Here is an 8,098-nt window from a genome sequence, read left to right on the forward strand (position 1 = left end):
GCCACATCGACGACTGGTGGATGGCATCTGCGTTTTCTCCTGCCCGCCTCGGCCATGGCCAACGGCACCAATCCGCTGAGCCTGCTCGACGAACTGCGAGCATTGGGCGAATGCCGGGTGGTGGCGCTGTGCGATGCCTTGCCCGCCCTGCCCGATCTGGTGCCCACCGAATGCCTGATCGGCTGGGACGTGACACTGCTGGGCGAGATCAGCCGTGACGCGATCGAGGACGTGTTCATCTTCGTGATGGACGACATGGATATGGAGCTGACGCCGCTGGCCGCAACGCCGGCGGAGACGGACGCGGCCACGCCCGCAGCCGCTCCGGGCGCCGTTGCTGCCGCTGCCACGGGAACGCCAGCGAGCGTCGCTGTCCAGGTGCCGGCCCAGGCCGATGCCGCCGCCCGCCAGGCGCCGCGCGCCGGGGAAAGTGTGCGCGTCCCGGCCGAACGGCTCGACGTGCTGATGGACCGCGTGGGCGAGCTGGTGATCGTGCAAAGCCGCCTGTCGCAATTGGCCAACAGCGGGCTGATCGGTGCGTCGGGCGAAGTGGCGCTGCGCTCCATCTCGGAAGAGATCGAGCGCCTGGTCAGCGAAATGCGCGACACCATGATGGTCTTGCGCATGGTGCCAGTGGCCAACCTATTCGGCCGCTTCCGCCGCCTGATCCACGATCTGGCGCGCGACACCGGCAAGGCGATCGAGCTGTTGACCGACGGCGAATCCACCGAGGTGGACAAGACTGTGACCGAGCAATTGGCTGATCCGATCGTCCACCTCATCCGCAATGCCTGCGATCATGGCTTGGAAACGCCCGAAGAGCGCCTGGCCGCCGGAAAGCCGGCGACTGGCCGCGTCATGCTGACCGCCGCCCATGCCGGCGGTGAGGTGCTGATCACCATCACCGACGATGGCCGGGGCATCAACCGCGAGCGGGTGCGCGCCAAGGCGGAGGCGAACGGCCTGATCCAGCCGGGCCAGAGCGTGACCGATCACGAATTGTTGCAGATGATCTTCCACCCCGGCTTTTCCACCGCCGCCCAGGTCACCAACCTGTCTGGGCGCGGTGTGGGGATGGACGTGGTCAAGCGGACGATCGAGGGGCTGCGCGGCACAATCGATATCGCCAGCCAGGAAGGCCAGGGCTCCACCTTTACCCTGCGCATCCCGCTGACGCTGGCGATCATCGAGGGGCTGCTCGTGCGCGTGGCCAGTGGCTGCTATGTCATTCCATTGGCGGCGGTCGAGGAATGCATCGAGCTGTCTGCCGAGGAAGACCTGCGCACGCGCGGCCGCAGCATGATCCGCCTGCGTGATGCGCTAGTGCCGTTCCTGCGCTTGCATGACCTGTTCGAGACCGGCGCCCAGCCCGATCAGCACCAGAAGATCGTGGTCATTTCCGCCGCAGGGGAACGTGTGGGCCTGGTGGTCGACCAGATCATTGGCAGTCACCAGACGGTGATCAAGTCGATGTCTGGCGTGCACCGCGCGGTCAACAGCTTTTCAGGCGCCACGATCCTGGGAGACGGCAGCGTCGCTCTCATTCTCGACATCATGCAACTCGTGGCCACTGGCCAGCAACGGGAGGCACGGCTGCGCGCCGTGGGCTGACACCATGACCGACACCCAAAAGACCCGCTGGGACGAACACGGCAACCTGGAAGTGCTGACGTTCGACGTTGGCAGCGAATGCCTGGCGATCGAGGCGACCGACATTCGCGAAATCGTTGACCTTTTGCCCGAAACGCGCGTGCCCGGCGCCGCGCCGCTGGTCGCCAGCATCGTCAACTATCGTGGCAAGATCATTCCGATTGCCGATCTGCGCGTGGCCTTTGGCATGGCGATCACCCCGCCCACGCCCGATAGCCGCATCGTGGTGATCGAAACCCAGATCGATGGCGAGATGACGCACATCGGCCTGCGCACCGACAAGGTTCATGAGGTGGCGATGCTGTCGCGCAGCGACAGTTCCGATCCGCCGCAGGTTGGCCTGCGCTGGCGCCGCGAATTCGTGCGCGAATTCGTGCGCCAGGCCGATGGGGTGATCGTGCTGCCGGCCCTTTCGGCCATTTTCGAAGCGGCACCACGCCAGCTCGGCGGGGGTAGCCTGGCGGCTTGATGGCCCCTGGCGATGTCTTTGCCAACGATCGCAACCCGATGACCAAGCCTGATGCGGCCCCCCTTTCTGGCCGCCAGCGACGCGCCAGAAACAAGGATTTTCCCACCATGCGTGCCACGATCAAGTTGAAACTGGGAGCTACCTTCGTCGCCCTCATCATCCTGATGATGGCCATCGCCGGCCTGTCCATCAATGCGCTGGGTTCGCTCAACACCAGCATCGCCGACCTCATTTCCGGCCCGGCAGCCCGCCTGTCACTGGCCCAGCAAACCGCCATGACGATGAGCCAGCTGGTCCGTTTCGAAAAGAACATGGCGTTGACCAGCGACATGGATCTGACGCGCGAGTGGAACACGCAGTCGGACAACACGGTGCGCAAGGTCAGCGAAATGCTCGATCAGGGCCGCCAAACCGCCACCGACCAAACGCGGCCGATGTGGAACCGCGCCGATGAACAATGGGCTACGCTAAAGGACGCGAATGCCCGCATGCGTGCGCTGGCCATGCGCAACCAGAACGATGCCGCCGGTCAGATCTCGATCACCGATGGCCGCCGTGCGGCAGTGGAGCTGGAAAAGACGCTCAACCAGATCGTCGATGACCAGGGCAAGGAGATGAAGGCCGCCGGCACGGAAACCGCCAATCTCTACGGTTCGGTGCGCAGCACGCTGATCGTCACCACGCTGCTCGCACTGATCGTGGCGGTGGCCGGTGCCGTGTGGATCGGCCGGATGGTGGCGCGCGGCCTGCGCCAGATCAACACCGCAGTGGGCACCGTAGCCGAGGGCGATCTCGACAACATGATCGACATGAAGGGCGATGACGAGATCGCCGATGTCGTCCGCTCGCTCAACACCATGATCGGCAATCTGCGCAAGACCGCCCTGTTTGCCGACAATATCGCCCTGGGTGACCTGTCCAACGACGTGGAACTGCTGTCTGACCGCGATCGGCTGGGCAAGGCACTGATGGCGATGATTGCCAACATGCGGGCGGCCGCCACAGTGGCCAACAGCCTGGCCGATGGTGATCTGACGGTAAACCACGCTGCCCTATCCGACCGCGACCAGTTGGGCCTGGCCCTGGTGGCAATGATTGACCGCCTGCGCAACGTGGTCAGCGAAGCGACCGGTGCATCGGAAAACGTCTCGTCCGGCAGCCAGGAACTCGCCGCCAGTTCGGAACAGCTCTCGCAGGGCGCGACCGAACAGGCTGCGGCGGCGGAACAGGCTTCGGCTTCGATGGAGCAGATGGCCGCCAACATCAAGCAGAACGCCGACAACGCGGCCCAGACCGAAAAGATCGCGCGTCAATCGGCCAAGGATGCCGAGCAATCAGGCGTGGTGGTCAACCGCGCGGTCGATGCCATGCGCACGATCGCCGAAAAGATCGGCATCGTTCAGGAAATCGCCCGGCAGACCGATCTGCTCGCACTCAATGCCGCCGTCGAAGCGGCCCGCGCCGGCGAGCATGGCAAGGGCTTTGCCGTGGTAGCGAGCGAAGTGCGCAAGCTGGCCGAACGCAGCCAGAGCGCGGCCTCGGAAATCGTCGCCGTATCGTCCGACACGGTAAAGGCTGCGGCCGAGGCCGGCGACATGCTGAGCAAGCTGGTGCCCGACATCCGCCGCACGGCCGAACTGATCAGCGAGATCAGCGCAGCCTGCCGCGAACAGGATATCGGCGCCACCCAGATCAACGAAGCGATCCAGCAGCTTGACCAGGTGACCCAGCAGAATGCCGGTGCCTCGGAAGAGATTTCGGCCACGTCGGAAGAACTCGCCGCCCAGGCCGAAGAGCTGCAGGCGAGCATCTCGTACTTCCGCGTCGATCCCAATGCACGCACCGCATCGCGCAGCGCCGCGCCCGCAGGCCGGGCCAAGGCGATCGCCACAAAATCTGGCAAGGCTGCAGCCAAGCCTGCCCGCAAGGCGGCGCGCCCCGGCTCGATCGGTGATCAGCAGGCGCGGCTCAAGGGCTTTGCCATCGATCTCTCGGCTGGAACGGCCGATGCCGACGATGCCGATTTCGGCCAGGCCGCCGCATGACCTCCCCCCGTTCCTTGGCCGAAGCGCCCGCCCGCGAAGATCTTCAGGTCGTGACGTTCGGCCTGGGGCGGGAAGTCTTCGCCGTGCCGGTGGTGCTGGTACGCGAAATCTTGGATTATCAGGCGCCCAGCCATGTGCCGGGCGGCCCGGCGCATTTCCTGGGTCTTACCGACGTGCGCGGCCAGGGCGTGCCCACAATAGACTTTCGCCGCCGCCTGGGGCTGCCATCAGTAGAACCGACGCTGACCACGCGCATCATCATTCTGGATGTGCCGCTGCCCGATCGCACCCTGGCGCTGGGCGTGGTGATCGATCGTGTGCTGGCAGTGGTGACGGTGCCGGTCGATCGTATCGAAGCGGCGCCCGACATTGGCACCGCGTGGAACGCGGGCTTCGTCCAGGGCGTGGTGCGCGAGGCGGATGGGTTCATCGTGATCCTTGACCTGCCGCGCATCTTTGCTGGCGACGATCCGGTGCACGCCGCAGGCACCGCTACCGTCGAAAACGCTGCAGGCGGGAGGCTGGCCATGTCCACCGCTGCCTGATCCGCCCCACTCGCCCATCAATTCTGCCCCACCGCACGAAGGGGAATCCCCATGCGTCCCACCATCAAATTGAAGCTGGCGGCCACGTTTGCCGTCCTCATCATCGTCATGGCCGGCGTGATCGGGCTTTCGATCAGCCGCCTCAGCACCCTCAATTCCGCTATTTCCGATGTGATCGCCGGCCCGGTCGTGCGCCTCAACACCGCGCAGGAACTGGTGATCGAGGTCAACCGCCTGTTGCGCCGTGAAAAGAACATGGCGCTGACCAGCGATCTTGATCTGACCGCCAAGTTCAACACCGAATCCGATGCCAACGTGACCAAGATCGAGGACATCCTCGTCAGGGGCAGCCAGCAGGCAAGCGAAGAAGGCAAGCCCTATTGGGCCAAGCTCGCGCAGCAGTGGCAAGTGCTCAAGGAAGCCAACCGCCGCATGCGCGCCGCCGCGATGGAAAACCGCAACGAAGAGGCTGGCAGGATCTCGATCACGGATTCCCGTTCGGCCGCGACCACCATGGAAGGCACGCTGGAACAGCTGGTGGAAATCCAGCAAACGCAGATGAAAAAGGCCGATAACGATACTAACGAGCTTTACGCAACAGCGCGCTCCCTACTGCTGGTTTCTGGCGCTGTAGCATTGATCATCGCCTTGCTGGGCGCCTATTGGATCGGGCGCGTGGTGTCGCGCGGGCTGGCCAAGATCACCGGCGTGGTCGATGCCGTGGCAGTGGGCGATCTTGACGTCAGCATCACGGCCGACAGCGACGACGAGATTGCCGACCTGATCGCGCTGGTCAACCAGATGACCGCCAATCTGCGCAAGACCGCTGACCTTGCCGACACGATCGCCAATGGCGATCTGACGGTGAACCATGTCGCGCTGTCCGAGCGCGACAAGTTGGGCCTGGCACTGATCGCCATGGTCGACCGTCTGCGCGATGTGGTGTCCGATGCCAGCGCCGCGTCGGAAAACGTCTCTGCCGGCAGCCAGCAGCTTGCCGCCAGCTCGGAGCAGGTCTCGCAAGGGGCGACCGAACAGGCCGCCGCCGCCGAGCAGGCCTCTGCCTCGATGGAAGAGATGGCTGCCAACATCAAGCAGAACGCCGACAACGCCGCCCAGACCGAAAAGATCGCGCGCCAATCGTCCAAGGACGCCGAACAATCGGGCGTGGTCGTCAACCGCGCGGTCGATGCCATGCGCACGATCGCGGAAAAGATCGGCATCGTCCAGGAAATCGCCCGGCGAACCGACCTCTTGGCGTTGAATGCCCCGGTCGAGGCCGCACGGGCCGGCGAGCATGGCAAGGGCTTTGCCGTGGTGGCCAGCGAAGTGCGCAAGCTGGCTGAACGCAGCCAGACGGCGGCTTCGGAAATCGGTGCCGTCTCGTCCGACACGGTCAAGGCCGCGACGGAGGCGGGTGAAATGCTCACGCGCCTGGTGCCCGATATCCGCCGCACCGCCGAGCTGATCAGTGAGATCAGCGCCGCCTGCCGCGAACAGGATATCGGCGCCGCGCAGATCAACGAGGCGATCCAGCAGCTTGACCAGGTGACCCAGCAGAACGCCGGAGCCTCGGAAGAGATTTCCGCTACCTCGGAAGAGCTCGCCGCCCAGGCCGAAGAGCTGCAAGCCAGCATCTCGTACTTCCGCGTCGATGCCCATGCCCGCGCCGGGGGCCAGGGCACTGCCCCTGCCGCCCGACCCAAGCCGGTCGCGGCCAAGCCGGCCAAGGCTGCCAAATCGGCGACAAAGGCGGGCAAGCCCGCCCGCAAGGCCGCACGTCCTGGCTCGATCGGCGATCAGCAGGCTCGCCTCAAGGGTTTTGCCATCGACATGTCAGCCGGCGCAGCGGACGACGATGACGCCGATTTCGGTCAGGCCGCCGCATGACCGCCCCCCGCCCCTTGGCCAATGCGCCCACCCGCGATGATCTTCAGGTCGTGACGTTCGGCCTGGGGCGGGAAGTGTTCGCCGTGCCGGTCGTGCTCGTGCGCGAAATCCTGGACTACCAGGTGCCCAGCCACGTGCCCGGCGGACCGGCGCATTTCCTGGGCCTGACCGACGTGCGCGGCCAGGGCGTGCCCACGGTAGACTTTCGCCGCCGCCTGGGCCTGCCGGCGGTCGAGCCGACACTGGCCACGCGCATCATCATTCTCGACGTGCCGCTGCCAGATCGCACCCTGCCGCTGGGCGTGGTGATCGACCGTGTCCTGGCGGTGAGCACCCTGTCTGGCGCGCGTATCGAGCCGGCGCCCGATATCGGCACGGCCTGGCGCGGTGAATTTGTCGATGGCGTGGTGCGCGAGGCCGAAGGGTTCGTGGTGATCCTGGATGTAGCGCGCATCTTTGGCAGCGAAGACACCGTGCTGCTGCCGGCGGAGGTTTGAACCTGTGGCCACACCTGCCCCTGCCCAAATCCCGCAAAACGCCGCGATCGTGGGCGACGGCATCACGCCGCGCACGTTCAAGCATTTGTCCGCCTTCATCTATGATCAGTGCGGCATCCGCATGCCGGCCGCCAAGCAGACCATGGTGGAAGGCCGGCTGCGCCGCCGCGCCCGTACGCTCCACTTCGAAAAGCTGGAAGAATATTGCCGCTTCGTCTTGGGTGAAGGCGCCGGCAGCGACGAGGTGGTGCATCTGATCAATGCCGTCACCACCAACAAGACCGATTTCTTTCGCGAACCGCGCCATTTCGAACGCCTGGCGCAGAACATCCTGCCCGGTTTTGCGGCCAAGCGCCGCCAACTGGTGCGCGCCTGGAGTGCGGCCTGCTCCACCGGAGCCGAACCTTACACCCTGGCCATGGTCATGGACGATTTTGCGCAAGCCAACGGCGGGCCCGATTACGCGATCCTCGCCACTGATCTTGATACCAACGTGCTCGCCACCGCCCAGAAGGGCATCTATCCGCGCGAGATGATGGAGCCGGTGCCGGCCCTGCTGCGCCAACGCTATGTCGGGATGGGCCAGGGGGCCAGAGCGAACGAGGCACGCATCCACCCTGGGCTGCGCGCCAAGGTGGGCTTTGCCCAGCTCAACCTGATGGAGCCGACCTATGCCATCGGCCATCAGGTTGACCTGATCTTTTGCCGCAACGTGCTGATCTATTTCGACAAGCCGACCCAGAAAAAGGTGGTGTCGCGCCTGGTCGAATGCCTGGCGCCGGGCGGATACCTGTTCGTGGGCCATTCGGAATCGATCGCCGGCTTCGATCTGCCGCTCGATTCTGTCGGCAACACCATATTCCAGAGGAGATAGACCGATGCCGGCCCCCAAGATCCGCGTCCTGGTCATCGACGACAGCGCCAGCGTGCGCCAGACCATGAAAGCCATCCTGGAAGAAGATCCCGAACTGGAAGTGGTGGCGACGGCAGCCGATCCCTTTG

At 65.0% G+C, this 8,098-nt stretch carries 7 protein-coding genes and 1 pseudogene; all 8 read left to right on the forward strand.

Annotation, left to right across the window (positions count from 1 at the left end):
- The coding region (locus tag H926_RS30455; RefSeq protein ID WP_237741195.1) for a chemotaxis protein CheA at positions 1 to 1,611 on the forward strand (1,611 nt) is incomplete at its 5' end.
- A gap of 4 nt (positions 1,612 to 1,615) precedes the next feature.
- On the forward strand, positions 1,616 to 2,119 hold the full coding sequence (locus H926_RS0124050; RefSeq protein ID WP_022678498.1) for a chemotaxis protein CheW: 504 nt from the start codon (positions 1,616 to 1,618) through the stop codon (positions 2,117 to 2,119).
- A gap of 107 nt (positions 2,120 to 2,226) precedes the next feature.
- On the forward strand, positions 2,227 to 4,164 hold the full coding sequence (locus H926_RS0124055; protein ID WP_028658448.1) for a methyl-accepting chemotaxis protein: 1,938 nt from the start codon (positions 2,227 to 2,229) through the stop codon (positions 4,162 to 4,164).
- On the forward strand, positions 4,161 to 4,709 hold the full coding sequence (locus H926_RS30460; RefSeq protein ID WP_051146504.1) for a chemotaxis protein CheW: 549 nt from the start codon (positions 4,161 to 4,163) through the stop codon (positions 4,707 to 4,709). The genes H926_RS0124055 and H926_RS30460 overlap by 4 nt, the downstream gene beginning before the upstream one ends.
- Before the next feature lie 51 nt (positions 4,710 to 4,760).
- Positions 4,761 to 6,599, forward strand: a complete 1,839-nt coding sequence (locus H926_RS0124065; protein WP_022678501.1) for a methyl-accepting chemotaxis protein — start codon at positions 4,761 to 4,763, stop codon at positions 6,597 to 6,599.
- Complete coding sequence (locus tag H926_RS0124070) at positions 6,596 to 7,096, forward strand: chemotaxis protein CheW (protein WP_022678502.1); 501 nt, start codon at positions 6,596 to 6,598, stop codon at positions 7,094 to 7,096. Before H926_RS0124065 ends, H926_RS0124070 begins: the two co-directional genes overlap by 4 nt.
- 4 nt (positions 7,097 to 7,100) lie before the next feature.
- A complete protein-coding gene (locus H926_RS0124075) occupies positions 7,101 to 7,970 on the forward strand; it encodes a protein-glutamate O-methyltransferase CheR (protein ID WP_022678503.1) in 870 nt (289 codons plus the stop codon).
- Positions 7,971 to 7,974: 4 nt separating this feature from the next.
- Positions 7,975 to 8,098: pseudogene (locus H926_RS35365) on the forward strand (chemotaxis response regulator protein-glutamate methylesterase); the annotation flags it as partial.

This window comes from Novosphingobium sp. B-7 (assembly GCF_000410615.1).
GTDB classification, from domain to species: domain Bacteria; phylum Pseudomonadota; class Alphaproteobacteria; order Sphingomonadales; family Sphingomonadaceae; genus Novosphingobium; species Novosphingobium capsulatum.